Source organism: Dyella sp. KRB-257 (assembly GCF_049445995.1).
GTDB lineage: Bacteria > Pseudomonadota > Gammaproteobacteria > Xanthomonadales > Rhodanobacteraceae > Dyella_A.
This window is the reverse complement of sequence record NZ_JBMSDZ010000034.1, coordinates 1-22,363: the sequence shown is the minus strand read 5'-3', so window position 1 is coordinate 22,363 and position 22,363 is coordinate 1. Positions and strand designations below refer to the sequence as shown.

Below are 22,363 nucleotides of genomic sequence, written 5' to 3'. Positions count from 1 at the left end.
GCACGAACGAGCCGCCGCAAGGCGGTTTTTTTGTGCCCGCGATTTGCCCTGGCAGTGGGCAACCGGACGCGCACGGTTTGGCGCGATGCGTGACGACGGCGAACGGTCGATGTGAGGCAAACGATGAGCCAAGTGGAGCGTGATTTTCTTGATGAGTTTCGTGATGATGAGACGCCGGCAGCGGATGAAGAAGTAGCCGCCGACGAATCGGACAGCACGGCAACGGCTGAAACCCCTGAGGCGGACACGCCAACGGAACCCGAGGCGCCAGCGGCCCCGGACCCTCAGACAGAAACCCATGTGCCCTACGCGGCCATGAAGGCAGAGCGCGAGAAGCGGCAGGCCCGCGAGCGTGAGCTGCAAGAGCGTGATCGAAAGATCGCCGAGTACGAGCGCCAGCTTCAGGAACTGCGCAATGGGGCGCAGCCGCAACAGCCGGTGCAGGCGGAACAGAAAGTCGAAATCTGGGAAGACCCGGATGCGTTCGTATCGCAGCGGCTGAAAGCCGTGGAGCAGACGGCCACACAGCGGCTGTATGCGGCGCTCGAAGAGCAGGCACGGGAAGCGCACCCGGACTACGACGAAGTTTTTGCCGTGGTGCAGGAACACGCCAAGACGAACCCTGCGATTGCGCAGCGCGTCCTGAGCGCACCGAACCCGGCACTGGCCGCCTACAGGCTCGGTAAGCAGCTGAGCGAACTGAAACAGATGGAAGACCCCGAGGCCTATCGCGCCAAGGTCGAGGCCGAAGTGCGGGCCAAGATCGAAGCCGAATTGCAGGCCAAGGCAGACGCCAAGCGTCAAGCCGCTCAAGCCATCCCCCCCGACCTTTCCTCGTCCCGCAGCGTGGCTGGCACTCCGTCAGCGGCGTCCGAGGACGTGTTCGAAACCCTATTTCCGAGGAACTAAGCCATGACTAACACGACCATTTCCACTGCCGTACGTGCGAAACAGTGGGACAACAAGCTCTTCATGGAGTACGTGCGCGCCAGCCGCTTCAAGCGGTACATGGGCAGCGGCGAGAACTCCATCATCCAGGTCAAGCGCGACCTGACCAAGAAGAAGGGCGACGCGATCACCGTCAACCTGATTGGCGCGCTGGATGCCGCTGCGGGCGCAAATGACGGCACCACGTCGCTGGTGGGCAACGAAAAGGCTTTGCCGAACGATGGTCACAAGATCACCGTGAAGGTGGTCCGCGACGCCACCGTGGTGAACATGGAGGAAGAGCAGGCCAGTGCGTTCGACGTGCGCGAGGCCGGCCGCACCGCCCTGAAGGATCTGGCGATGCGCTACATGAAGAACGACATCATCACGGCGCTGGGTTCGATTCAGGGCGTGCCGTACGGATCTGCTACCGCGACCAACCTCAACAACTGGACCGTCGCCAACTCCGACCGCGTGCTGTTCGGTGATTCGACCGCGAACTACAACGCCACGTTCGCCACCGCGCTGAACAACGTCACCAGCACGATGAAGCTGTCCAAGAACGTGGTGTCGCTGCTGAAGCGTCTGGCGCAGACGGCCAAGAACGCCAACGGCGAGGGCATCCGCCCGTTCACCTACGGCGAGGACGAAGAGACCTTCGTGCTGTTCGTCAACTCGTACGCCTATCGGGATCTGAAGATCGACCTCGAGACGGTGCATGAGAACGCCCGCGAGCGCGCCAAGACCAACCCGCTGTTCACCGGTACCACCTCGCTGTACTGGGATGGTGTCGTGATCCGCGAGATCCCCGAGATCGCCGGCTTCAACAACACGGCGACCACCCCGGTTGCGTGCGCTCCGGTGTACCTGTGCGGTGCGCAGGCGCTTGCCGTGGCGTGGGCCAAGGAGCTGATGACCACACTTCGCAAGGAAGACGACTACGGCTTCCAGCGTGGCGTCGGCTTCTTCGAGCTGCGAGGCGTCGAGAAGATCCTGTGGGGTCAGGGCAGCACCAGCGCCAAGGACTGGGGCATGGCGACCGGCTTCGTCGCGGCGGCGGCTGACTGATAGCCAAGGCAAGCAAGGGGCGGCCGTGATGGTCGCCCCTTTCTTTGGGAGCACGCATGTCCACCTATACCCGCGACGATCTGCGCAATGCGGTGCTGCAAGAGCTTGGCGTGGCCGATTTGCAGGATGCACCGGCACCGGAGGACGCCAAGATCGCCACGGCGCGGTGTCAGCAGCAGCTTGAAGCCCTGTATGACCGTGGATTGATCCCGTTCGATCTGGACGGCGATGCGATTCCGGCCCGCTACTTCATTCCGCTTACGCAGGTGATCGCCTACCGCCTGATGATGCCCTATGGCGTGCTTAACCGCGCGCAGTTGCTCGCTGGCAATGCCACGCTTGGCATGAAGGAGCTGACGATTCTCAAGAATCACCGCTACGTCGGCCAGACGTTGCACACGGACTACTACTGATGCGCTGGAAACCGCTTCCCGTCATCGGTGGCGCTTATCCGGACGACAGTCGGGAGTGGTCATCGGCGGACGTGGTGAACTGGCTGCTGGTGAAGGCTGAGCGCGAAGGCACGCGGTCGCCGTCCAAGTACCGCAACCCGCCAGGTCTGAGCGCGTTCTGCGACCTTGGCAGCGGCTTGGGCATCCGTGGCCTGCACGACGTGGAAGGGCGCCTGTTCGCGGTGTCTGGAAGCACTCTGTACGAGGCTACGAACGGCACCGTGGTTTCCCGTGGAACGATACCTGGCGTTTCGCGCGTGTCGATGGCCCACAACCAAGTGGCTGGCGGCAACCAGCTTGCCATCGCCAATGGTTCGAGCGGCTACGTGTTCGATACCCGCGACAACACGCTGGTACAGATCACGGACCCGGGATTCATCGGGGCCAAATCGTTCGATTTCATCGACCAGTTCATTGTCGGCGTGGACCCGACCGGACGCCGTGCTTTCACTTCGGATCTGGCCGACGCCACCAGCTACAACACGCTCGACCAGTACGAGGCAGAGAGCGCCCCGGACAAGATCGTCGGGCAGATCGTCACCCACCGCGAATGGTGGCTGATGGGCTCGCGCACCATCGAGCCGTTCGTGGATACGGGCGCAGGCACGGGCACGTTTCAGCGGCAGTCGGGCGTGGTGATCGAGCGAGGCCTCGCGGCGACGCATGCGCGTGTGTTGCTGGACAACTCGGTCTTTTGGCTGGGTGATGATGGATCGCTCTACCGCGCCAACGGCTACTCGCCGCAGCGCGTTTCGACGCTTCCCATCGAATCCAGCATCGCCAGCAGTGACCTCAGCAAGGCGTTCTGCTTCGCCTGGGAGGATCAGGGCCACAAGGTGGCCTATTTCACCTTCCCGGACGGCCAGACGTGGGGCTATGACGTGGCTTCCGGCGAGTGGCACCGCCGCAAGTCCTACGGCCTGAACCGCTGGCGCATCAATGACCTGGTGAAGTGGAATGGCCAGTGGATTGCCGGCGACTACAGCAACGGGAAGCTCTACAAGCTCGACTGGTCAGCTTTTGATGAGGTTGGCGCAGACCTAGAGCGCCGGCGCGTGACCACCGTGCTTGCCGATGGCGGGAACCGCGTGCTGGTCAACGGGCTCAAGTTCACCATCGACACCGGCCAGCCTGCCAGCGGTAGCACGTACATGGACATGCGCTACAGCAAGGACGGCGGGCACAACTGGTCCGACTGGCGGAAGCTGCCGATGGGCAAGACCGGATCTTTCGTGCAGACGGTCGAGACGCGCGGCATCGGCCAGTGCCGGCAAATCACGCTGGACATTCGCGTCACGGATGCGCTGAAGGCTGACCTCTTGGAAGTGTCGGCCATGATCGAGGCGTGTGATAGCTGATGGCTTCCATCCAGCACCTCGCTAGTGGCTTGGATGTGCAGCCGCTTGCGCGTCAGCTGGCCGATCATCCGGAACTGTGGAACCGGCACACGCTGCGCACCTGTGGCGATGGCACGCCGCATCGTGAGGTTGACGACATCTGGGTGCGCTACAACCCATGGCGCAACTTCCACGGTGATCCGCAGGCGTTCAACGCCGAACACGTCTCCGAGTGGTACCCGTGCATAGCCGCGATTCCATCCGCTTGGCGCTTGTGCCGCAAGGTGATGCGCATGGTAGCCGGCCAGACGCTTGGCGGCGTGCTGATTACCCGCATCCCGCCCGGTGGCTCGGTGAAGCCTCACGTTGACCATGGCTGGCACGCGCAGCGGTACGCCAAATACGCCGTACAGATCCAAGGCAACACCGATCAGGCGTTCCACTTCGAGGACGCCTCGCTCAGGCCGCTTCCCGGCGACCTCTACACCTTCGACAACTCGCGCCTGCACTGGGTCACCAACGACTCGGACGAGGCCCGCATCACGATGATCATATGCATCCGCTGAAACCGTCCGAAGTGATGGCGTTTGACGTGTATTTCGCGTCCGTCACGTCCATGCAGTACCACCCCGGCGCAGGCACCAAGGAACACCGCAGGCTTTCCATCCAGGAATGCCGCGATGTGGCCTTGGCAATGCTTGAGCAGCGCCGCACCGTCATTCAGACAGAGGAATAACACCATGCCTTGGGGCGTCGCAGCAGCTGCCGTCGTTGGCGCGGTGGAACAAAATCAAGCTGCCAATAAGGCGGCTAATGCCAGCAAGAGTGCGGCCTCGCAGGCAAACGCGCAGCTTGAACAGAACTACAACCGCACTGCGCAAAATCTGAACCCGTACATTGATGCGGGAAGTGGGGCGCTGACCGGCCTGAATGCATTGGCCAGTGGCGATTATTCCGGCTTCATGAACTCGCCAGATTACAAGTTCGCGCTGGATCAGGGCTTGCAGGGGGTGGACCGAAGTGCCGCCGCGCGTGGGTCGCTGTATGCCGGTGGGCACACGGCGGACGTGTTGAAGTTTGCGGGCGGGCTTGCCAGCCAGAACCTGGGGAACTACCGCAGCAGCCTGATGAACCTTGCGCAGATGGGGCAGGGTGCCGCGTCGAACCTCGGCAGCATCGGCACCGGCAACGCCGCAGGCATCGGGAACAACCTGATGAGCGCGGCCAATGCTCAGGGCGCTGGGTACATCAATCAAGCCAACTCCACCAGCAACCTGCTCGGCCAGCTTGCCGGCGCTTACGGGCAGTACAGGGGGCAGAACGCTTCGTCCTATGCGCCCGTGACCACGAACGTGCCCATGGCTACCTCTACGCCCTACTACGGCGCCGAATCGACCAGCACCTACTGGCCCGGTCAGTAACCACATTCAGGGGAAACCCGCATGGCAGAGCTTCAGTTCCCCGATATCGTCGGCCAGTATCGGCAGGGCATGCAGTACGGCCAGCAACAGCAGGCCAACAAGATCGCCGGCCAGGTCTACGGTGCCGATCCGACGCAGCGCCAGCCGTTGCTGTCGCAGCTTGCGGCGTTGAATCCGCAGCTTGCGGTGGGGCTTGGCAACGACCTCACGGCGCAGGATGCAGCCAAGGCACAGCGCGATCAGGCTTTGCAGGATCGCCGCAGCAAGCTGGCAAGCAATACGGCTGAGGCAATGATCGCTGCGTACAAGAGTGGCGACCCGGCGCGCATCAACGGCACGTATCAGGGTGTACGCAATACGCTGGCGAGCTTTGACCCGGCGAACGCGGCCAATCTGCCCCAGCAGTGGACGCCTGACCTGTTGCCGACGCTGTACAAGGTGCTTGGTCAGACCGGAGGCATGGCAGAGCAGAAGGGCACGGTAGTCGCTCCGGGTGGTGTGCTGGTCGATAGCGCCACGGGCCAGCAGATGTTCACCAATCCCGCCAAGCCGGCAAATATGCAGCTTGTAGAAATTCCCGATGGCAATGGAGGGAGCAGGAAAATGCTTCTTGACCCTGCTAGCGGCAAATTTTCTGATCCCTTCCCCAGTGGGGTGCCGAATGCATCCGCACCATCATCTAGCCCGCTGGATGCCATCAATGCGCGTGCTTCCCAGCTGGTCAACTCCGGCCAGATGACGCCAGAGCAGGGCGACGCATGGATCAGGCAGCAGTACGCCAACGCAGGCGCGCAAATCACGCCCACTGGTGGCGGGCTTGGCTACTCGCCTCCCAAGAACGTCCGCACGCTCACGCCGCAGGAAGTGAAGCAGTACGGCCTACCTGAAGGCACCGTCGCTCAGGTCGATCCAACGGGAAAGATCGACGTAGTGAGCAATCCGCCGCAGATGAGCGCAGCTCAGGAAGCCATCCAAGCCGTGAAGGCACAGAAGGCGACCGAAGCGCAGCAGGCGACTGTGCAGGGCATCGACGGCAGCATCCAGCAGATTGATCAGCTACTCAAAGCGCCTGGGTTTGAGAACCTTGGCACGTTCATGGGCGACACGTTTGGTCGCATCCCGCATACCGACACGGCCAACGCGCGAGCTTTGCTTGACACCATCGGCAACCAGTCGCTTTTGAACACCCTGAGCAACCTCAAATCCCTCTCTGCAACCGGTGCGAGCGGCTTTGGAAACTTGACGGATTCTGAAGGTCGGATCATTCGAAATGCTCAGGTCAACTTGGGCGAGAATCAGAATAACGATCAGCTTCGAAACAACTTGATCGACTACAAGAACAAGTTGCAGCGCACGCGAGATCGCATTGCTGGGGCACAGATTCGGTTTGATCAGTCGGCGCAGGGTGGCGGACAGTCTGATTCGCAGCAGCCGGCCATGTCTCGACCGCGCGCCGTGAATCCGCAGACCGGGCAAGCCATCGAATGGAACGGCCAGAGCTGGGTGCCTGCCAATGGCTGACCAGATCCCGCCGCCGCCTCCGGGCTTTCAGATGGTGCAGCCGATGGGCCAAGGCGTGCCTCCGCCTCCGCCCGGTTTCCAGATGCTTCCGCATCCGGCGATGCCATCCGCCACTACACAGCCGCCCTCTAGCGACTACTCGCCGGCCGAAATTGCCGCCATGTCGCCCGAGGATCAGGCGTTCCTGCAACGTGAGCAGCAGGGAGCCGCGCAGCTTCGTCAGGCACCGTCCATCGGCACTCAGTTGGCCGATGCCACGCTTCGCACCAGTGGCAACGTCACGAAAGGCCTTGGAAGCCTGATTGACCTGCCGATTGACCTGACGAACCGGGCGATTGAGCACTTCGGCGGGCCGCAGGACTACTTCAAGACGATCCACGGTCTGGTCGATTCGACCTTGCAGAAGGCCGATGTGCCGCAGTCGAGCACGCCTACTGGCCGCGTGGTGGATCGCATCGAGCAGGGCGTGGGCGGCATGCTTGGCGGCATGGGCTTGGGTAGCGCCATGTCGAGCGCAGCATCGCCCGTGGCGCGCACGGTGGGCCAGGCGCTTATCGCTCAGCCTGGGGCGCAGCTGGCTGCGACTGTGGCGGGATCTGGTGCGGGTGGTGTAGCCCATGAAGCTGGCTTGTCACCTAAAGCAGAGCTTGCGTGGAGCTTGCTTGGTGGTCTCGCTCCGGCCGCTGGTGAGGCAACCGCTGTAGGTGCGGCCCGTGGCGCTGGCCGATTAATTGGCGCCGCATCCCCGGAAGCCACCCGACTGGCAAACCTTGCCGAGTCTGCTGGCATCCCGCTGAAAGCATCGCAGATCGCTGATTCAAAAGTTGCCAAGCTGGTTGATTCTGCCACCTCGCAAGTCCCTTTCAGCGGCGCGGCCAAGTTTCAAGATGCGCAGCAGCAGGCATTTAACCGTGCCGTGGGACAAACCATCGGAATTGATGCACAAAAGATCACGCCAGAAGCATTTGCTGGTGCTGTGAAGCGCATTGGCGGTGAATTCGACCGTCTGACGGCGAACAACAACATCCCTATCACGCCGGACCTTGGCCGAAAGCTGCAAGCCGTCGCTCAGGATGCGCAGTCGTTCTATGGTCCAGAAGCCAAGAGCATGGTTGATTCCATCATCCAGCGCTTGGTGAGCCAAAGCCAAAACGGCACGATCCCTGGCCGCGTGTATCAGAGCATTGATTCCAAGCTCGGGAGCGCTATTCGTTCAGGTGGCGAGCGCTCCAAGGTGCTCGGCGATCTTCAGGAAGTGCTGCGTGACGCCATGGGTGCCAACATCAAGCCAGAGGATGCCGCAGCCTGGGCGCAGGCACGCCAGCAGTGGAAGGACATGCGCACGATCGAGCCGCTGGTGGGGAAATCGACCACGGGCGACATTTCGCCGGCTCAGCTGATGGGACGCGTCACCGGAAACAATGCCGGCAAGGTGGCCATGGCTCGTGGCACTCGCGGCGACTTGGGCGATTTGGCCCGTATCGGCCAGCGGTTCTTGAAGGACGTTGTGCCGGATTCCGGAACCGCTCGGCGCACGGCTGTGATCGACGCACTGAAAGCACCTGGCGCTGTGGTTGGATCTGCCTTGGGAACGGGTGCTGCCATCAACCCGCTTGCTGGGTTGCTGACGGGAGCTGGCGCGGTGGGCATATCGCGCACCGTGCAGAACATGCTGAAGAACCCGCGCTTGGTTGAGTCGATCCTCAATAACCCGAATGCCAATGCTCAGCTAAAGCAGCAGCTACAGCAGGCGCTTGGAGCATCGATTGATCCGACCGCGCAGAGCCTTCGCCTACAGGGTCAGTGATCGGGGAAATCGATCTTGCGACGCGCCCGGATGATGCCTACATCGACACCAAGAGCCCGCGCGGTGGCGCGATCCTGTAGCCACTGAAGTAGGCGAGCCTCAAAAGGGAAGAGGAAGCCGCCCTTTTGCTGGGATGAATCCCACATCAGGCGAACCAGTCGCAACACAAAGAAAACGCAGAAGGCGCCAGCAACAAACAGCGCCGGAGCAATCCAGCCGTTCATCCCAAGCCCCGCCCCGAGCGGGGCTTTTTCTTTGGAACCACCATGACCGCCTTCCGACTGTTCAGCCCGTTTGAGACGTTCTTTGATGACGCCGGCAAGGTGGCCGCTTCTGGCTCGCTGGCGTTCTACGATGCAGGTACCACGACGCCCAAAGACGTCTACGGCGAGCAGGCCCTAACCACGAACAACGGTAGCACGATTGCACTTGGGGTGGATGGCAAGCCGGTCCATGACATTTGGGGTTCGGGGAGCTACCGGGCTCGCCTGTACGCCTCCGATGGCACGCTGATTTCGGACCGGGACAACCTGACGCTGCCCGGGGGTGGTGGGTTGACCATTCCCACGCTGGTGGACGGCCAGTTCCTGACGAACGACGCCGCAAACCTACTGTGGAGTGCGATTCTCCAGCTTCCCGACCCGACCGGGCAGGACAACAAAATCCTGTTTGCCAGTGCCGGAGCGGCGCTGTGGCAGTCGCTTTCGGCGCTCAACATTCCCGACCTGACAGTCACTACGGGTACCAACGTCCTCAGCGTGAAGATCGGCACGCTGCTGATTCAGTCCGGCAAGGACACGCTGCCAAACTCGGGTGCTTACACCTCGTCCAAGTCGGTGGTGTTCCCGACGGCCTACGCCACGGTGTTCGGCGTGACGCTGACGCCCATCGGCGCCCAAGCAGGTGGCCCGGTGGTGATGTACTACAACGCCGCGCCAAGCTCCACCGGATTCACAGCAGTGGGTGACATTGCCGAAGGTAACTCGTCGTTGGCCAACTTCACGGCCACGAACGACTTCCAGTGGATCGCCATCGGTGTGACGGCCTGATGAGCGTTCCTAACCTTCCAGGGCAGCGGCACCCCATCGCTGGCAACCTGCAATGCACGCCCGAGTTCTACCGCGTACTTCAGCAGATCGCGGAATACGTGCGCGTACAGCAGGCGAGCGGCGAAGCCTCATCCACTGACGTTGCGGCGCTTCAAGACCAGACAACGCGGCTGTTTGCCACGCTCGGCCCGCTGATTTCCACCAATGGCACCGGCATTGTCACGCGCAACGGTGCGCAGTTCGCGTTTGTCGATCCAGCGGACAGCACAAACGTCACCTTGACGCTCGACTACTCGGCCAACACGCTGACCGCCGACCTCACGGACTTGGCCGACACCGGAGCCGGCGCACTTCTCGCCATCACCCGGGATGGAAAAGGAAGGGTCACCGGCACCCGGTCCGCAACGATTACAGGCACAGCCGGCAATGTCACGGTCACCAACGGCAATGCTTCTGCTGGCCTCCCGACGATTGACCTTGCTGACGTCGCTAACAGTGGCGCCGGATCGCTGCTTGCGATCACCCGCGACACCAAAGGCCGCGTGACGGGCACCAAAGCGGCCACCATCACCGGCACCGCAGGCAACATCACCGTCACGAACGGCGATGCATCGTCCGGGCTTCCAACCATTGACCTAGCCAACGTCACGCCAACGGCTGGCGGCACGCTAAAAAAAGTGGCTTTCGACACCAAGGGGCGGCGTTCGCAGGAATCATCCGCGACTACGGATGACCTGAGCGAGGGAACAACTAACCTCTACTTCACCAGTGCTCGTGTTCGTTCCACCACGCTTACCGGACTGTCAACGGCTACGGCGACACCGATAACTTCTGCCGATACGGTGCTATCTGCAGATGGAAAATTACAGGCACAGATCAGCCTTGTGCTCAATGACTTGATTGTCAGCAGCTCAGGGAAACCGCTAGTTACTAGTGCTGGCGACTTCATTACCACGAGTGCAGCCTGATGCCGAATCTCAATAATCTGACAACGCAGGATTTGCAGTGGGGAACGGCCAACTGGTCAGGCCAAGGCTATATCGATGGCTTGCAAATGCAGTGGGTTAGCGCCACCGCATTGACTGTCACCAGTGGCGCAGCGTTTATTCCATCGCTCAACAAGTGCCTGCCAGTTCCGAACGCCATCGCGCTTACTGGCCTTGTGCTCGCCGCATCGACGTTCTACCACCTGTACCTCTACGACAATGCCGGCACACCAGCGATCGAGTGCGTGACGACTGCGCCCGATGCGCCCTACAGCGGCACGGCGCGGGCGAAAACGGGGGATGCATCACGTCGGTATATCGGCAGCGTGCTGACAGATGCGAGCGCAAATATCTATAACTTTCTGCAAAATAACAACTTAATTTGTTATAGGGTTGCAAACGGCGTAGCCCCGTTTCGTATCGTATCGGGCGCAAATAACTCGACGGCGGCAACCGCCAATGCATCTTCGATTGTCCCGAGCACGTCGAGGATTGCGATACTGCAATTGTACAATTTTGATAATACGAACGGGTCCAACATGGCTACTGGCACGTCGGACTCTCCGGGAACTGCAATCGGAAATAGCGGGATTTATCTTGTCCGCGCGCAGGCCACAGCATCCGTAAATCATCCACTTGATTCATCCCAAGCCATGACGTACGCATTTTCTGCGCCACCGCTCGGCACAGATGGCATGTTTATTGACGTTTTCGGCTACGAGTACGAGCGATGACCATGGGATACGCAATCACCACTACCAATGGTCGCACCAGCTGGCGCGCTATCGCCTACGAATCCGATCTGCTTCCCGGTGAAACCTTCGCCACTGAGCCCCCTGCGCCGACGCTTGCGGATGCTGCGGCAGCCCTGTCCATCGATGTGCAGGCATGGCTCGACACCACCGCGCAGGCGAATGGATACGACTCGCTCGCCTCGTGCATTTCCTATAAGGGCAGCTCCGTCACTCAGTGGGACGCCGACGCGACCGCTGCGCTGGCGTGGCGCGATGCCGTCTGGCAGGCCTGCTTTCAGTGGCAGCAGTCCGCGGAGGCGAATCCGCCGGCCACCTTCCCGAACTCAGCCGAGGTCATTGCGCAACTCCCACAACCGGCCACCTACGGCTGGGTCATTCACCAACCCGGAGCTATGGCATGACCGAGCCAACGAACGAACTGGAGCAGCTGCGCAAAGAGGTGTCTGCCTTGCGAGACGACATCCATGGCCTCCTCGAGGCGTGGCGCACCGCTTCCGGCGTGGTGAAGGCCGTCAAATGGCTGGGCAAGGTGGCGGCAGCGGTCACCACCATCTACGCGCTGTTCAAGCTTGGAGGTGGCAAGTGAGCCTGATCTATGACTGGCGCCAGGCCCACCGGCTGCACAGCGTGCGTGTGGCTGGCACCGGGGCTATCGCCGGCGCCATCGGCGCTGGACTGTCGGCTGCCGGCGGCATCGTGCCGTGGCTCGGCCTGATCCCGACCTGGGCAGTATGGCTGGGCGGCTCCCTGATCTGCGCGCTGACGGTGTTCGGGCGCCTCTGGAGGCAGAAGCGATGAAGCGCTGGCAGAAGCTCGCCCTGTCCGGAGCCGGCGCTGCAGCGATCGCGGCCGGTATGTCGATGGACTGGGAAGGCACGGTGCACCGCGCCTACTTCGATCGCGTGGGCCACGCGTGGACGATCTGCACGGGGCACACGCGAGGCGTCAAACCGGGCGACACCGCGACCGATGCGGAGTGCCAGGCCTACCTGCAGCAGGACCAGGCCGAGGCGCGCGCAGCCGTCGATCGCTGCATCCATGCCGACCTGACCGAGACCCAGCGCGCGGCCTTCATCGATGCCGCCTTCAACCTCGGGCCCGGCGTGGTGTGTGACTCCACGCTGCAGCACCTGGCCAACTCGGGCGACGTGACCGGCGCCTGCCTGCAACTCACCGACGCGCTCGACCGCCGCGGTAATCGCACCGGCTGGGCCTACGCCGGCGGCCAGTTCGTGCAGGGCCTGCACAACCGCCGCGTGGACGAGCGCAACGCCTGCCTGGGGTACTTTCGATGATCAGCCTCCCGTACAAGATCCTCGCCGCGCTGGTGCTGGCGCTGGCCGGCATCCTCGCCGTCATCGCCTACGGCCATCACCGCTACGCGCAGGGCGTGGCCGACCAGCAGGCGAAGGATCAGTCCGCCCAGGCCATCGCCGATCGTGCCGCCGCCACGCAGGCCCAGCAGCACGTCACCGACGCCGCCGCTGCCGGCCACGCGCTCGCCGTGCAGATCGAAACCACCTTGCCGAAGATCGAGGTAGCCACCCATGACACTGCTCAACGCATCCGCACCATCTACCTGGCTGCGCCTGGCGCCGCTGGTGGCACTCCTGCTTGCGATCGGCCTGACGGCGTGCAGCAGCAACTCGACGAGGCCATCGCCCGCGCCAACGCCGCCGCCGTTGGTGACCTGCGACCAGACCCCGCCGGCCCGGCCCCTGCCGCCTCTGCCGCCCCTGCGCGGGCCCGCTGATCTGGTAGCCAACGACACCTGGATTTCCAGCGCGGCCGGCCTCTACCAGTCCGAGGTCACGGTGCGCCAGCTCGAGCACCGGTGCCTGCAGCAGCTGCGGGACAAGGGCGTCATCCGGTAGATCACTGCCCAGAAATTCCCCACGAACAGCCACGGATGGCTCAACGGCGCGGGTTCGCGATGCCTCTCGAGGGCACCATCTTTTTCCAGCAAAAGGCCGGCACTGCCGGCCTTTTGTCTGCATCATGGTCGACAAGCCATCCCGTGCAGGACTGCGTCGATCGTGCGGTCGTCAGCGTTGTCGCGCAGGACATCCACAGGCCTTTTTCATCTGGCCGGCGCCGTCCGGCGGAGTAACGTTCCGTGTCCGAATTGCCCTTTGCCTGCGGCGGCGCGCCGTTGACCGCCCGCCTGCGCGCGGCACCGGAGGATTTCATCGTCGAGGAAATCCTCGGCTACGACACCGACGGCGCCGGCGAGCACGCGCTGCTGTGGGTGGAGAAGCGCGGCGCCAACACCGACTGGGTGGCGCGCGAGCTGGCCCGCTTCGCCGGCGTGCCGCCGGTGAACGTGGGGTATGCCGGCCTGAAGGACCGCCATGCGGTGACGCGGCAGGCGTTCTCGGTGCAGCTGCCGGGGCGTCCGGATCCGGACTGGTCGGCGTTTCCGCATGCCGAGGCGAAGGTGCTGGCGGCCACGCGGCACGGGCGCAAGCTCAAGCGCGGCGCGCTGCGCGGCAACCGCTTCGTGCTCACGCTGCGCGCGGTGCAGGGCGAGCGCGAGGCGGCCGAGCGCGTGCTGCAGCAGATTGCCGCGCGCGGCGTGCCCAACTATTTCGGCGAGCAGCGCTTCGGCCGCGAAGGCGGCAACCTGGCGCAGGCGCGGGCGATGTTCGCCGGCCGCCGCATGGACCGCGGCCAGCGCTCGATCCTGCTGTCCGCCGCGCGTTCGCAGATCTTCAACAGCGTGCTCGCCGCGCGGGTGGAGCAGGGCAGCTGGGACACCGCGCTGCCGGGCGAGATCTGGTCGCTGGCTGGCTCGCGTTCGTGGTTTGGTCCGGAGCCGCTCGACGACGCGCTGGCGCGCCGGCTGTCGCAGGGCGACATCCATCCCTCCGGCCCGCTGTGGGGCGAGGGCGAGCCGCCGAGCACCGAGGCGGTCGGCGCGCTGGAGCGGCAGGTGGCGGCCGAGCATGCCGATCTGGCCGAGGGCCTGGTCAGGGCGCGGCTGGAGCAGGAACGCCGCGCGCTGCGGCTGATGCCGAAGGACCTGCGCTGGCGCTGGCCCGACGACGCCACGCTGGAGCTGGCATTCGAACTTCCCGCCGGCGCCTACGCGACGGTGGTGGTGCGCGAGCTCGCTGCCACGACTGTCTGAGCGGCTCAGCGCTTCAGCAGCACCACCACCGCGCCGATGAAACTCCCCCGGCGCTCGGTTAGACTCGACCGTCTGCACGGGACCGGCCGCAAGGCGCCTGCCGCGACCCCGACAACGCTCTCTACGGATCAACATGCGAGTTCTGGTAAGCAACGATGATGGCGTGGATGCACCGGGCATCCGCGTGCTCGCCGAGCGCCTCGGCACGATCGGCAAGGTGACGGTGGTGGCGCCGGACCGGGATCGCTCCGGCGCCAGCAATTCGCTCACGCTGGATGCACCGATCCGCGTCGCCCGCATGGACAACGGCTACTACCGCGTCGCCGGCACGCCCACCGATTGCGTGCACCTGGCGCTGGCCGGCCTGCTCGACGAGGAGCCGCACATCGTCGTGTCCGGCATCAACAACTCGGCCAACCTGGGCGACGACGTGATCTATTCCGGCACCGTGTCGGCGGCGATGGAAGGGCGCTTCCTCGGCCTGCCGGCGATCGCCGTGTCGCTGGTCAGCAAGGACCATCGCGGCGAGCATTACGAGTCCGCCGCGCGCGCCGTGGTGATGCTGATGGAGCGGCTGCTGGTCGATCCGCTGCCGGCCGACACCATCCTCAATGTCAACGTGCCCGACCTGCCGTGGGAGCAGATCCGCGGCTTCGAAGTGGCCCGGCTGGGCAAGCGCCATCGCGCCGAGGCGTGCATCGCGCAGACCGATCCGCGCGGCCGCCCGATGTGGTGGATCGGTCCGGCCGGCGACGCCGAGGACGACGGCCCCGGCACCGATTTCCATGCGGTGCGACGCGGCTACGTGTCGGTGACGCCGATCCATGTCGACCTCACCCGCTACCAGGCGCTGGAGAAAGTCAGCGGCTGGATGCAGGCGATGACCAGCGCCCGCGACGACCAGGCGGCCTGAGCGATGAACATCCATCCGCTGCCGCCGTCGGCATTGAAAGGCGAGGGCATGACCTCGCAGCGCGCCCGCGATCGCCTGGCCGCCACGCTGAAGAAGAGCGGCATCCGCGATGCGCGGGTGATCGACGTGATCCGCAACCTGCCGCGCCATCACTTCATCGACCAGGCGCTGCACTCGCGCGCGTACGAGAACACCGCGCTGCCGATCGGTCACGGCCAGACCATCTCGCAGCCCTGGGTGGTGGCGCGGATGACCGAGGCGCTGCTGGAGCATTTCGATCCGAAGCAGGGCATGCCGCAGAAGGTGCTGGAGATCGGTACCGGCTCGGGTTACCAGGCTGCCGTGCTGGCGGCGCTGGTGCCGCAGGTCTTCACGGTGGAGCGCATCGAGGAACTGCTGCGCCAGGCGCGCCGGCGCTTCCGCCAATTGGGCATCGCCAACCTGCGCTCGCGCTACGACGACGGCAAGCTCGGCTGGCCGGACGAGAGCCCGTTCGATGCGGTGATCCTCACCGCGGCGGGCGACGCGATCCCGCATGCGATCCTCGAGCAGATGACGCCGACCGGCGTGCTGATCGCGCCGGTCGGCTCGCCCAGCAGCCAGACGCTGATCCGCATGCGCGGCGACGGGCAGGGCGACTTCATCCAGGAGGAGCTCGGCCCGGTGAGCTTCGTACCGCTGCTTGGTGGCATCGGCTGATGCGCCTGTTCGGCGCGTTGTACGCACGCACCCTGACCTGGGCGCGCCATCCCCGGGCGATCCCCTACCTGTGCGGACTCAGTTTCGTGGAGGCATTCATCTTCCCGGTGATGCCGGAAGTGATGCTGGCGCCGATGATGCTGGGCAAGCGCCATCGCGCCTTCTTCTATGCCAACCTCAGCCTGGTGTTTTCACTGCTCGGTTCGCTGGTGGGCTACGCGCTGGGACACTGGGCATACCAGAGCATCCAGCCGCTGTTCAGCCCGGCGATGCAGCAGGCCATCGGCACGTGGGTTGAGCAGTTGCGCAGCGACATGAGTCGGCACTGGCTGGCCATGCTGGGTGCCCTGATGCTCGCCGCGCTGCAGCCGGTGATTCCGATGAAGTTCGTGACCTGGGCGGCCGGTATCGTGGGCGTGCCGCTCGTGCCCTTCCTGGCTTGCGTGGCGATCGGCCGCGGCAAGCGCGTGTGGCTGCTGGCCCTGCTGGTACGCGTGGTGGGCGAGCGAGCGGAGCAGATCCTGCACAAGAACATCGAGCGCATCGGCTGGGCGGTCGTGGCCATCCTCGGCGTGCTGCTGGCGTGGTGGCTGTGGCTGCGCTGAGCCCGCCTGCGTGCCGGTCGTCGCATGGGAAACGCGGCATGAGGTCGCTATGCTTCGTGGCATGAAGGGAACCATCCAGTCGCTCGCGATGCTGTCGTTCGCCGTCCTGCTGGTCGCCTGCGGCACGACCCGATCGGTCGTCGTACAGCGCGCGGGCGCGCCGCGCAGTGCAGCCTATCCGGCATCCTCGCGACCACAGCCGCCGGGTCATGCGGCGAGCTACCGGGTGGTGAAGGGCGACACGCTCTATTCGATCGCGTTCCGGCACGGCGTGGATTTCCGCGACGTGGCGCGCTGGAACGGCATCCCGGCTCCTTACACGATCTGGCCCGGGCAGCAGCTGGTGCTGCGCGCGCCCTCGTCGCGGGATGGGGGCGCCGCCCGGCCGGTCGCCCGTGTCTCGCCGCCGCCACGCGTGCCGCCCGCGCGAGCGGCCGTGGCGCGCCCGGCCGCGCCATCGATTGCGGCATCGGCGCCCCGGCGTCCGGCCACCATGGCCGACGAGGTGCCGGTGGCCGGCGAGCCGGCCGGTGTGCCGATGCCGCCGGCCGCGCCGCCCGCCCCGTCGCCCGGCGGCACCCGTTCGGTCGACGGCGTCCAGTGGCGCTGGCCGGCCGATGGCCGGATGATCAGCGGATTCCGTAGCGGCGATGCCATTCCCGGGATCGAGATCGGCGGCGCGGCCGGCAGTCCGGTGCGGGCCGCCGCCGATGGCGTGGTGGTCTACAGCGGCAACGGCCTGGTCGGCTACGGCGAGCTGATCATCGTCAAGCACAACGACGCCTTCCTCTCCGCCTATGGCCACAACCGCAAGCGGCTGGTACGGGAGGGGCAGCGTGTATCGGCCGGCCAGCAGATCGCGGAAATGGGCGACACCGGCGCTTCGCGCAACGAGCTGCAGTTTCAGATCCGCCGCAACGGCAACCCGGTCAATCCGCTCGATTACTTGCCCGCGCGCTAGACCAGCGAGGGAGTCCCCCCGGCTCTGCCGGGGAGGCCGTAGAAGTTTGACGTATGCGGGAGTCCATCGGGGAAACTCCGTTCGTGAGCCGCCAAGCACACGAAACGGAGAGTCCCGATGGACGAGTACGAGAGCTTAAATCACACGCAATGGGAGTGCCTTTACCACGTGGTGTTCATTCCCACGTGTCGTCGCCGCACGTTGTACGCACAGTTGCGTCAGTACCTTGGAGAGGTGTTCCGCCGCTTAGCGGAGCAGAAGGAGAGCCGAGTGGAGGAAGGGCATCTGATGCCGGATCACGTGCACATGATGTTGCGGATACCACCGAAGTACGCGGTGTCCCAGGTGGTGGGCTACATCAAGGGCAAGAGCGCCATCCACTTGGCGCGCGTGTACGGAGAGCACAAGCGGAACTTCGTAGGGCAGAGCTTCTGGGCAAGGGGCTACTTCGTGTCGACGGTAGGTCGCGACGAGGAAGTGATCCGAGCGTACATCCGCAACCAAGAAGCGGAAGATCAACGATTGGAGCAGTTGCAGCTACTGCGATGAGGCCCGCCACCGAAGGGTGGCGCCAAAGGCTGGGGTCGCGTTAGCGCCCCCGATTCAGCCGCTTTGAGCGGCTCACACAACTAAAGCCCCCGGCTTTGCCGGGGGATACTTACCAGCCTGTCGGACTTTTGCTCGACCGGGCGGCGGATCCGCTGTGCGGTCCCTGTTTCCGCCGCTTCGCCGACCCATGGAACCACCATGGGCCGACGAAACGTCGAAAATCCGTCCTCGCACAGCCGACTTCTCGCCTCGACCAGCAAAGTCCGACAGGCTGCTGGCGCGCCGCGCGGCTTTCACGCTGCGCCCCGGCCACGTGCCCGTGCATTTCCGGGCGCACGGCTGCCCGGATGTATGATGCGGCCCGAGGTGATTCCATTGAGCAAGCTGGCCACCGGCAAGTTCCACACGCATCACGAAGGCGACCCGCAGGGCTTCGTCGACGCGGTGTCGCACGCCAGCGAGGAACGCGGCCTGCGCCTCACGCCGCTGCGCCGGGAAGTACTGGAACTGGTGGCCGCCGCCGGCAAGCCGGTGAAGGCCTACGACCTGCTCGACCAGCTGCGCGAACGCCACGGCAACGCGGCCCCGCCCACCGTCTATCGCGCGCTGGATTTCCTGCTCGAACAGGGCTTCATCCACAAGCTCGAATCGATCAATGCCTTCGTCTCCTGCCATCACCCGGCCGAGGCGCACCAGGTGCCGTTCCTGATCTGCGACGTCTGCTCCAGCGCGCAGGAAGTGTGCGACGTGCGCGTCGCCGCGCTGATCGAGTCGCAGGCCGAGCGCTTCGGCTTCCACCCGCAGGCGCAGACGCTGGAAGTGCACGGCGTCTGCCGCAACTGCAGCAAGGGGTGATCGCCGCGGTCGCCCCGCCGATCGCCCGCAGGGGGTTGACGGGTGGCAATCAGTCGCTAGAATGCGCGACTCTGATGCGGGAATAGCTCAGTTGGTAGAGCACGACCTTGCCAAGGTCGGGGTCGCGAGTTCGAGTCTCGTTTCCCGCTCCAGGTTCATCGCAAAAGCCCCGGCCCATGCCGGGGCTTTTGCGTTCCGGGGCCGGTGGCTGCAGGTAACGCCTGCCCGGCCCCGCCTTTTGCTTCTTCCCACCCGGCGTCCTTCTGCTATCATTTCGAGCTCAGACGCGGGAATAGCTCAGTTGGTAGAGCACGACCTTGCCAAGGTCGGGGTCGCGAGTTCGAGTCTCGTTTCCCGCTCCATCTTTGGCGAAACCTCGGATCACCGGGGTTTTGTTTTTTCAAGCGATGGCCTGGTGGCAGAGTGGTCATGCAGCGGACTGCAAATCCGCGTACGCCGGTTCAATTCCGACCCAGGCCTCCATCGTGTTCCGGAGCACCCCGTGTTCCGTTTGAAGCCCGCGCAAGCGGGCCTTTTTTGTATCTGGCGTGCGCATGGGCAGTCGACTTGGAGCACGCCGCGCGTGCTAGCATCGCGGCGCCGTGCGGCCAGGCTGCCGCGCGCTCGGCCCGGGTGGCGAAACTGGTAGACGCAAGGGACTTAAAATCCCTCACCCTCGCGGGTATGCGGGTTCGATCCCCGCCCCGGGCACCATCACCGCGTGTAAGGCCATCCAAGGCTGACCACTGGAAACCTTGGAATAGCGTCACTAAGCCATTTCTGGCGACCACACGCATCCAAGGCCGACTATCCCCTGCCGTCTCACGATGTGAGTACCGGTGAGAGTAACGTTCGTCTGCCCGCCTTGGGCGGCCTTCCGTTACTCACACCATGCCATTGCTCACCGACACCCGTCTTCGCTCCCTGAAGCCTCGCGCCGCGGTCTACCGCGTGGCCGACATGGGCGGCCTGGCCATTGAGGTCCGGCCCACCGGCGCACGCTGCTGGCGCTTCCGCTACCGCTTCGCCGGCAAGGCGAACATGATCTCGCTTGGCGAATACCCTGCCATGTCCCTGCAGGACGCCCGGCGCGAGCGCGACCGCCAGCGCGCTCTGCTGGCCGCGGGGCAGGATCCCAGCGTTGTGCGCCAGACCGAGCGCCTGAAGGCCACGCTGGCAGCCGAGGACAGCTTCGAGGCGGTGGCCAGAGAGTGGATCGCGCAGCGCGGCGAGTGGACCGAGCGAACGCACGACCGGGCTCGCTGGATTCTGGACACCTACGCCTTCCCGTGGATCGGCCGGCGCCCGGTGAACAGCATCACGGCGGTCGACGTGCTGGCGCTGGTGCGTCGGCCCGATTGCGGCGGCAAGCACGACACCGCGGCGCGCCTGAAGCAGCGGATCGGCCAGATCATGCGCTATGCCGTGGCCACGGGCCGGGCCGACCGCGATCCGACGGCTGACCTGCGCGGCGTGCTGAAGACGGTGAAGGTCAGGCATCACGCCGGCCTGACCGACCGGACAGCCGTGGGCGGACTGATGCGCGCGATCGATGGATACCAGGGCCACGCCCCGACCGTGCTGGCGCTGCGGCTGACTCCGCTGGTGTTCCTGCGCCCGGGCGAGCTCCGGCAGGCGCGCTGGCACGAGATCGACTGGGAGGCCGAGGAATGGCGTGTGCCCGGCGAGCGCATGAAGATGAAGACGCCGCACATCGTGCCGCTGAGCCGCCAGGCGATCGAGATCCTACGCGAGCTCGAGGAGATCACCGGGCACTCGCCGCAGCACTACCTGTTCCCATCGATCCGCACGACGCGCCGGCCGATGTCGAACAACACGATCAACGCAGCGCTGCGTAAGATGGGCTTCACCAGCGATATGCACACCGCGCATGGCTTCCGCACCACGGCGAGCACGCTGCTGAACGAGACGGGGTGGAACCGGGACTGGATCGAGCGGCAGCTCGCGCACAGCGAGCGCGACGGCGTGCGGGCGGCCTACAACTACGCCGAGTGGCTGCCAGAGCGCAGGAAGATGATGCAGGCCTGGGCCGACCTGCTGGACGGCCTGCGGGAGGGTGGCAAGGTGTTGGAGTTCAAGCCGCCTGCTGCTCGCCGTCGCGGTCGCGCGCGCTGATCTGGGCTTCGACCCAGGCATCTACCTCGGCGTCGACCCAGCGCGTGCTCACGCCGATCTTGCAGGCCTTCGGGAACGTGCCGGCAGCCATCCGGTTGTAGATGGCACTCTTGCACAGGCCGCTGCGGCGCATGGCCTCTTTCAGGTCGATCAGGGCCTTGCTCATGACCGGCTCGCCTCCTCGTAGGCCTTGGTGATGCGGTGGAACTCGTCGGCGTCGCCGCCGCGGTCGGGATGGTGCTGGGCGCGCAGGCTGCGGTACGCCGCGGTGATCTCGTCGCGACTGGCCGTCGCCGGCACGCCCAGCACGTCGCTCCAGTGCTCGCTGCTGCCGGTGCCGGGCAGGGCGGCAAATCCGGTGAAGGCCCGGTTGAGGACCTCCGCGCCACCGTGGCGCTCGATCGCGCGCATGGCGTCCAGCGTGGCGGCGATGGCCGCGAGGTTGTCGGCCACCCGGTCGTAGCGGTCGACGGCCATGCAGCGCATCGGGTGCCCATCCTGCGAGCTGTCGCGCCAGTAGACGGCGACACCCGGGTCGTCCGGTTCGCGCTGGCCAGACCGGGGCAGGCCGTCCAGCCGCAGCTGCAGGTTGCTGCTGATCACCAGGTTGTAGTCGCGCACGCCCATGCGGCGTAGCTCGCCGAGCACGCGATCGGTGGCCTGGGCGACGGTCAGCTCGCCGCGCGAGGTGTATCCGCCGTAGCCGCTTGATGCTTTGCCGAACCGGGCACGCGTGCGCGACGACAATGGCGTGCGCTTCCAGCCGGCGGGCCACTGCAGGGGGTAGGCGGGGATGGTCTCGGTGCTCATGCTGCTTTCGCCTCCTGCTCGATGCGGCGGAACTCGACCACCCAGACCCATGGGTTGTCGTCCCAGCTGCCGGCGCCGTTGATCGATTCCCACAGCGACCGGAAGGCCGCGATCGGCGACGCAAACCACGGAAGCCCGGGAGCGCCGCGCCAGCCCTCGCCGTCGCGCAGGATGCCCTCGGCGATGGCGTCGGCCTCGGTGATGTCCTGCAGCCGCTCCACCCGCACGCCAGTGACCTCCAGCGTCAGGCGGCTGGCCCATCGGGGCATGAAGCGCGCGTGCCGGTAGCGGCCAGGAACCGATGTCGATGGGTGCGGACCGAACTCGCGCCAGTCTCTCTCGCTCGTGCGCGCGCCGTCCGCTTCGTATTGCGTCGGACACC

The 22,363-nt window shown here is 64.9% G+C and carries 28 protein-coding genes, 4 tRNA genes and 1 pseudogene; 29 read left to right on the top strand and 4 right to left on the bottom strand.

The genetic code is table 11. The features are described from left to right. The first annotated feature begins 123 nt into the window (after positions 1-123). From ACO2Q2_RS16605 to ACO2Q2_RS16565, 9 genes are read left to right on the top strand one after another with little or no spacing between them, the layout of a single operon-like run. The gene (locus ACO2Q2_RS16605; protein ID WP_423257363.1) at positions 124-909 is read left to right on the top strand and encodes a hypothetical protein; all 786 of its coding nucleotides are present in this window, start codon (positions 124-126) and stop codon (positions 907-909) included. Positions 910-912: 3 nt separating this feature from the next. Next, complete coding sequence (locus tag ACO2Q2_RS16600; RefSeq protein ID WP_423257362.1) at positions 913-1,995, top strand: DUF4043 family protein; 1,083 nt, start codon at positions 913-915, stop codon at positions 1,993-1,995. Positions 1,996-2,051: 56 nt separating this feature from the next. Further along, on the top strand, positions 2,052-2,408 hold the full coding sequence (locus ACO2Q2_RS16595; RefSeq protein WP_423257361.1) for a hypothetical protein: 357 nt from the start codon (positions 2,052-2,054) through the stop codon (positions 2,406-2,408). After that, on the top strand, positions 2,408-3,805 hold the full coding sequence (locus tag ACO2Q2_RS16590) for a packaged DNA stabilization protein (protein WP_423257360.1): 1,398 nt from the start codon (positions 2,408-2,410) through the stop codon (positions 3,803-3,805). The genes ACO2Q2_RS16595 and ACO2Q2_RS16590 overlap by 1 nt, the downstream gene beginning before the upstream one ends. Continuing rightward, positions 3,805-4,350 (top strand): aspartyl/asparaginyl beta-hydroxylase domain-containing protein, encoded by a 546-nt coding sequence (locus ACO2Q2_RS16585; protein ID WP_423257359.1) that lies wholly within the window; start codon positions 3,805-3,807, stop codon positions 4,348-4,350. Before ACO2Q2_RS16590 ends, ACO2Q2_RS16585 begins: the two co-directional genes overlap by 1 nt. Beyond that, a complete protein-coding gene (locus ACO2Q2_RS16580) occupies positions 4,338-4,520 on the top strand; it encodes a hypothetical protein (RefSeq protein WP_423257358.1) in 183 nt (60 codons plus the stop codon). The genes ACO2Q2_RS16585 and ACO2Q2_RS16580 overlap by 13 nt, the downstream gene beginning before the upstream one ends. A gap of 4 nt (positions 4,521-4,524) precedes the next feature. Further along, on the top strand, positions 4,525-5,205 hold the full coding sequence (locus ACO2Q2_RS16575) for a hypothetical protein (RefSeq protein WP_423257357.1): 681 nt from the start codon (positions 4,525-4,527) through the stop codon (positions 5,203-5,205). Positions 5,206-5,226: 21 nt separating this feature from the next. Next, complete coding sequence (locus ACO2Q2_RS16570) at positions 5,227-6,726, top strand: hypothetical protein (RefSeq protein ID WP_423257356.1); 1,500 nt, start codon at positions 5,227-5,229, stop codon at positions 6,724-6,726. Beyond that, complete coding sequence (locus tag ACO2Q2_RS16565; protein ID WP_423257355.1) at positions 6,719-8,533, top strand: hypothetical protein; 1,815 nt, start codon at positions 6,719-6,721, stop codon at positions 8,531-8,533. Before ACO2Q2_RS16570 ends, ACO2Q2_RS16565 begins: the two co-directional genes overlap by 8 nt. On the opposite strand, the gene ACO2Q2_RS16560 is transcribed toward ACO2Q2_RS16565, so the two are convergent. Beyond that, positions 8,527-8,757 carry a hypothetical protein gene (locus ACO2Q2_RS16560; RefSeq protein ID WP_423257354.1) on the bottom strand — a complete coding sequence of 77 codons (231 nt, stop codon included), beginning with the start codon at positions 8,755-8,757 and terminating at the stop codon, positions 8,527-8,529. The genes ACO2Q2_RS16565 and ACO2Q2_RS16560 overlap by 7 nt on opposite strands. A gap of 42 nt (positions 8,758-8,799) precedes the next feature. Between ACO2Q2_RS16560 and ACO2Q2_RS16555 the strand changes: the two genes are divergently transcribed. The 20 genes from ACO2Q2_RS16555 to ACO2Q2_RS16460 all read left to right on the top strand — a co-directional run bounded on the left by ACO2Q2_RS16555 (position 8,800) and on the right by ACO2Q2_RS16460 (position 21,171). Next, positions 8,800-9,582: a gp53-like domain-containing protein gene (locus ACO2Q2_RS16555; RefSeq protein WP_423257353.1), complete on the top strand. Its 783-nt coding sequence runs from the start codon at positions 8,800-8,802 to the stop codon at positions 9,580-9,582. Beyond that, positions 9,582-10,550, top strand: coding sequence for a hypothetical protein (locus ACO2Q2_RS16550; RefSeq protein ID WP_423257352.1), 969 nt, complete (start codon positions 9,582-9,584; stop codon positions 10,548-10,550). Before ACO2Q2_RS16555 ends, ACO2Q2_RS16550 begins: the two co-directional genes overlap by 1 nt. After that, positions 10,550-11,302: a hypothetical protein gene (locus ACO2Q2_RS16545; protein WP_423257351.1), complete on the top strand. Its 753-nt coding sequence runs from the start codon at positions 10,550-10,552 to the stop codon at positions 11,300-11,302. The genes ACO2Q2_RS16550 and ACO2Q2_RS16545 overlap by 1 nt, the downstream gene beginning before the upstream one ends. Beyond that, a complete protein-coding gene (locus ACO2Q2_RS16540; protein ID WP_423257350.1) occupies positions 11,299-11,724 on the top strand; it encodes a hypothetical protein in 426 nt (141 codons plus the stop codon). Before ACO2Q2_RS16545 ends, ACO2Q2_RS16540 begins: the two co-directional genes overlap by 4 nt. Further along, a complete protein-coding gene (locus ACO2Q2_RS16535; protein ID WP_423257349.1) occupies positions 11,721-11,909 on the top strand; it encodes a hypothetical protein in 189 nt (62 codons plus the stop codon). The genes ACO2Q2_RS16540 and ACO2Q2_RS16535 overlap by 4 nt, the downstream gene beginning before the upstream one ends. Further along, positions 11,906-12,121 (top strand): hypothetical protein, encoded by a 216-nt coding sequence (locus tag ACO2Q2_RS16530; RefSeq protein ID WP_423257348.1) that lies wholly within the window; start codon positions 11,906-11,908, stop codon positions 12,119-12,121. The genes ACO2Q2_RS16535 and ACO2Q2_RS16530 overlap by 4 nt, the downstream gene beginning before the upstream one ends. Further along, positions 12,118-12,618 (top strand): lysozyme, encoded by a 501-nt coding sequence (locus tag ACO2Q2_RS16525; protein WP_423257347.1) that lies wholly within the window; start codon positions 12,118-12,120, stop codon positions 12,616-12,618. The genes ACO2Q2_RS16530 and ACO2Q2_RS16525 overlap by 4 nt, the downstream gene beginning before the upstream one ends. Then, positions 12,615-13,076: a hypothetical protein gene (locus ACO2Q2_RS16520; protein ID WP_423257346.1), complete on the top strand. Its 462-nt coding sequence runs from the start codon at positions 12,615-12,617 to the stop codon at positions 13,074-13,076. Before ACO2Q2_RS16525 ends, ACO2Q2_RS16520 begins: the two co-directional genes overlap by 4 nt. A gap of 363 nt (positions 13,077-13,439) precedes the next feature. Next, positions 13,440-14,453, top strand: a complete 1,014-nt coding sequence (gene truD / locus ACO2Q2_RS16515) for a tRNA pseudouridine(13) synthase TruD (RefSeq protein WP_423257345.1) — start codon at positions 13,440-13,442, stop codon at positions 14,451-14,453. Positions 14,454-14,586: 133 nt separating this feature from the next. Continuing rightward, the gene (gene surE, locus ACO2Q2_RS16510; RefSeq protein WP_423257344.1) at positions 14,587-15,366 is read left to right on the top strand and encodes a 5'/3'-nucleotidase SurE; all 780 of its coding nucleotides are present in this window, start codon (positions 14,587-14,589) and stop codon (positions 15,364-15,366) included. Between the two features lie 3 nt (positions 15,367-15,369). Further along, complete coding sequence (locus ACO2Q2_RS16505; protein ID WP_423257343.1) at positions 15,370-16,065, top strand: protein-L-isoaspartate(D-aspartate) O-methyltransferase; 696 nt, start codon at positions 15,370-15,372, stop codon at positions 16,063-16,065. Beyond that, positions 16,065-16,670 carry a YqaA family protein gene (locus tag ACO2Q2_RS16500; RefSeq protein WP_423257342.1) on the top strand — a complete coding sequence of 202 codons (606 nt, stop codon included), beginning with the start codon at positions 16,065-16,067 and terminating at the stop codon, positions 16,668-16,670. Before ACO2Q2_RS16505 ends, ACO2Q2_RS16500 begins: the two co-directional genes overlap by 1 nt. A gap of 61 nt (positions 16,671-16,731) precedes the next feature. Further along, entirely contained in the window at positions 16,732-17,631 is a 900-nt protein-coding gene (locus tag ACO2Q2_RS16495; protein ID WP_423257341.1) for a peptidoglycan DD-metalloendopeptidase family protein, read from the top strand. A gap of 117 nt (positions 17,632-17,748) precedes the next feature. Further along, positions 17,749-18,180, top strand: coding sequence for an IS200/IS605 family transposase (tnpA, locus tag ACO2Q2_RS16490; protein ID WP_423257340.1), 432 nt, complete (start codon positions 17,749-17,751; stop codon positions 18,178-18,180). A 351-nt stretch (positions 18,181-18,531) separates the two neighbouring features. Continuing rightward, complete coding sequence (locus tag ACO2Q2_RS16485; RefSeq protein WP_423257339.1) at positions 18,532-19,035, top strand: transcriptional repressor; 504 nt, start codon at positions 18,532-18,534, stop codon at positions 19,033-19,035. Positions 19,036-19,111: 76 nt separating this feature from the next. After that, positions 19,112-19,187 (top strand) — tRNA-Gly (locus ACO2Q2_RS16480). A gap of 134 nt (positions 19,188-19,321) precedes the next feature. Then, positions 19,322-19,397: transfer RNA gene (locus ACO2Q2_RS16475), tRNA-Gly, on the top strand. A gap of 47 nt (positions 19,398-19,444) precedes the next feature. Further along, positions 19,445-19,518, top strand: a tRNA-Cys gene (locus ACO2Q2_RS16470). A gap of 144 nt (positions 19,519-19,662) precedes the next feature. Continuing rightward, a tRNA-Leu gene (locus ACO2Q2_RS16465) sits at positions 19,663-19,749 on the top strand. A 177-nt stretch (positions 19,750-19,926) separates the two neighbouring features. Beyond that, complete coding sequence (locus ACO2Q2_RS16460) at positions 19,927-21,171, top strand: tyrosine-type recombinase/integrase (protein ID WP_423257338.1); 1,245 nt, start codon at positions 19,927-19,929, stop codon at positions 21,169-21,171. On the opposite strand, the gene ACO2Q2_RS16455 is transcribed toward ACO2Q2_RS16460, so the two are convergent. From ACO2Q2_RS16455 to ACO2Q2_RS16445, 3 genes and pseudogenes are all read right to left on the bottom strand, one after another. Next, positions 21,131-21,337, bottom strand: a complete 207-nt coding sequence (locus ACO2Q2_RS16455; RefSeq protein ID WP_423257337.1) for a helix-turn-helix transcriptional regulator — start codon at positions 21,335-21,337, stop codon at positions 21,131-21,133. The genes ACO2Q2_RS16460 and ACO2Q2_RS16455 overlap by 41 nt on opposite strands. Further along, positions 21,334-21,981 carry a J domain-containing protein gene (locus ACO2Q2_RS16450; protein WP_423257336.1) on the bottom strand — a complete coding sequence of 216 codons (648 nt, stop codon included), beginning with the start codon at positions 21,979-21,981 and terminating at the stop codon, positions 21,334-21,336. Before ACO2Q2_RS16450 ends, ACO2Q2_RS16455 begins: the two co-directional genes overlap by 4 nt. Continuing rightward, positions 21,978-22,363 (bottom strand): annotated as a pseudogene (locus tag ACO2Q2_RS16445) (hypothetical protein); the annotation flags it as partial. The gene ACO2Q2_RS16450 and the pseudogene ACO2Q2_RS16445, both read right to left, overlap by 4 nt.

Coding starts and splice junctions, on each gene's coding strand:
- ACO2Q2_RS16495 (WP_423257341.1), top strand. CDS start 16,732: ATGAAGGGAACCATCCAGTCGCTCGCGATGCTGTCGTTCGCCGTCCTG.
- ACO2Q2_RS16455 (WP_423257337.1), bottom strand. CDS start 21,337: ATGAGCAAGGCCCTGATCGACCTGAAAGAGGCCATGCGCCGCAGCGGC.
- tnpA (WP_423257340.1), top strand. CDS start 17,749: ATGGACGAGTACGAGAGCTTAAATCACACGCAATGGGAGTGCCTTTAC.
- ACO2Q2_RS16595 (WP_423257361.1), top strand. CDS start 2,052: ATGTCCACCTATACCCGCGACGATCTGCGCAATGCGGTGCTGCAAGAG.
- ACO2Q2_RS16590 (WP_423257360.1), top strand. CDS start 2,408: ATGCGCTGGAAACCGCTTCCCGTCATCGGTGGCGCTTATCCGGACGAC.
- ACO2Q2_RS16600 (WP_423257362.1), top strand. CDS start 913: ATGACTAACACGACCATTTCCACTGCCGTACGTGCGAAACAGTGGGAC.
- ACO2Q2_RS16520 (WP_423257346.1), top strand. CDS start 12,615: ATGATCAGCCTCCCGTACAAGATCCTCGCCGCGCTGGTGCTGGCGCTG.
- ACO2Q2_RS16535 (WP_423257349.1), top strand. CDS start 11,721: ATGACCGAGCCAACGAACGAACTGGAGCAGCTGCGCAAAGAGGTGTCT.
- ACO2Q2_RS16585 (WP_423257359.1), top strand. CDS start 3,805: ATGGCTTCCATCCAGCACCTCGCTAGTGGCTTGGATGTGCAGCCGCTT.
- ACO2Q2_RS16505 (WP_423257343.1), top strand. CDS start 15,370: ATGAACATCCATCCGCTGCCGCCGTCGGCATTGAAAGGCGAGGGCATG.
- ACO2Q2_RS16565 (WP_423257355.1), top strand. CDS start 6,719: ATGGCTGACCAGATCCCGCCGCCGCCTCCGGGCTTTCAGATGGTGCAG.
- ACO2Q2_RS16560 (WP_423257354.1), bottom strand. CDS start 8,757: ATGAACGGCTGGATTGCTCCGGCGCTGTTTGTTGCTGGCGCCTTCTGC.
- ACO2Q2_RS16460 (WP_423257338.1), top strand. CDS start 19,927: ATGCCATTGCTCACCGACACCCGTCTTCGCTCCCTGAAGCCTCGCGCC.
- ACO2Q2_RS16605 (WP_423257363.1), top strand. CDS start 124: ATGAGCCAAGTGGAGCGTGATTTTCTTGATGAGTTTCGTGATGATGAG.
- ACO2Q2_RS16570 (WP_423257356.1), top strand. CDS start 5,227: ATGGCAGAGCTTCAGTTCCCCGATATCGTCGGCCAGTATCGGCAGGGC.
- ACO2Q2_RS16500 (WP_423257342.1), top strand. CDS start 16,065: ATGCGCCTGTTCGGCGCGTTGTACGCACGCACCCTGACCTGGGCGCGC.
- ACO2Q2_RS16555 (WP_423257353.1), top strand. CDS start 8,800: ATGACCGCCTTCCGACTGTTCAGCCCGTTTGAGACGTTCTTTGATGAC.
- ACO2Q2_RS16575 (WP_423257357.1), top strand. CDS start 4,525: ATGCCTTGGGGCGTCGCAGCAGCTGCCGTCGTTGGCGCGGTGGAACAA.
- surE (WP_423257344.1), top strand. CDS start 14,587: ATGCGAGTTCTGGTAAGCAACGATGATGGCGTGGATGCACCGGGCATC.
- ACO2Q2_RS16540 (WP_423257350.1), top strand. CDS start 11,299: ATGACCATGGGATACGCAATCACCACTACCAATGGTCGCACCAGCTGG.
- ACO2Q2_RS16550 (WP_423257352.1), top strand. CDS start 9,582: ATGAGCGTTCCTAACCTTCCAGGGCAGCGGCACCCCATCGCTGGCAAC.
- ACO2Q2_RS16525 (WP_423257347.1), top strand. CDS start 12,118: ATGAAGCGCTGGCAGAAGCTCGCCCTGTCCGGAGCCGGCGCTGCAGCG.
- ACO2Q2_RS16580 (WP_423257358.1), top strand. CDS start 4,338: ATGCATCCGCTGAAACCGTCCGAAGTGATGGCGTTTGACGTGTATTTC.
- ACO2Q2_RS16485 (WP_423257339.1), top strand. CDS start 18,532: ATGATGCGGCCCGAGGTGATTCCATTGAGCAAGCTGGCCACCGGCAAG.
- ACO2Q2_RS16450 (WP_423257336.1), bottom strand. CDS start 21,981: ATGAGCACCGAGACCATCCCCGCCTACCCCCTGCAGTGGCCCGCCGGC.
- ACO2Q2_RS16545 (WP_423257351.1), top strand. CDS start 10,550: ATGCCGAATCTCAATAATCTGACAACGCAGGATTTGCAGTGGGGAACG.